Source organism: Corallococcus praedator (genome assembly GCF_003612125.1).
GTDB lineage: Bacteria > Myxococcota > Myxococcia > Myxococcales > Myxococcaceae > Corallococcus > Corallococcus praedator.
This window is the reverse complement of record NZ_RAWI01000828.1, coordinates 1-671: the sequence shown is the minus strand read 5'-3', so window position 1 is coordinate 671 and position 671 is coordinate 1. Positions and strand designations below refer to the sequence as shown.

Below are 671 nucleotides of genomic sequence, written 5' to 3'. Positions count from 1 at the left end.
CGACCGGGGGGCACCCCAGGTGTGGGGCGGATCAGCCTTCGTCGCGGGCGAGGCGGTGCGCGTCCGCTTCGAGGCGCTCGGTGGCTTCGGGATCCGCGCTGTCGTAGTAGCCGCGGATCTCCCCGGCGCCATCCACCAGGACGAAGTGGGTGCCGTGGAAGATGGAGAGCAGGTCGTCCTCGGCGGCGCCGGGTTCGCGGCCCATGCTGATCTTGAAACCCTGGACGATGGTGTTCTTCAACTGGCCGTAGTCGCCGGTGAGGAAGTTCCAGCGGGTGAAGTCGGCGCGGTACTTCTGGCCGTACTCGGAGAGTTTCTCCGGGGTGTCGTAGGCGGGGTCCACGGAGAAGGACACCAGCTGGAGCCGGGGCCCGAGCTTCGCGGTGTGCTCCTGCAGGCGCGCCATCTTCTGGGTGAAGACGGGGCACACGGTGGGGCAGCGGGTGAAGATGAAGTTGGCGACGAAGGGGCGGCCGTGGAGCTGCTTCAGGCCAAAGGGCTGCCCGTCCTGCCGGGTGAAGGTGAAGTCTGGCAGGGCGCCCAGCTTCGGCGGTGGGGCGGAGCGGCCCCCGGCCAGTTCCCGGGCCGTCACCGCGGCGAGTCCAAGTGACGCCACGACGACGCCCGCCCAGAGGATGGAGCGCCGGAAGTTCCGGGGACGGGGGACGGGG

The 671-nt window shown here is 69.9% G+C and carries 1 protein-coding gene; it reads right to left on the bottom strand.

Going from position 1 to position 671, the window contains the following annotated elements; genetic code table 11:
* Positions 1–31: 31 nt before the first annotated feature.
* Positions 32–671, bottom strand: a 640-nt coding sequence (locus D7Y13_RS42000) for an SCO family protein (protein WP_370451682.1), incomplete at its 5' end; no start/stop codon positions are given.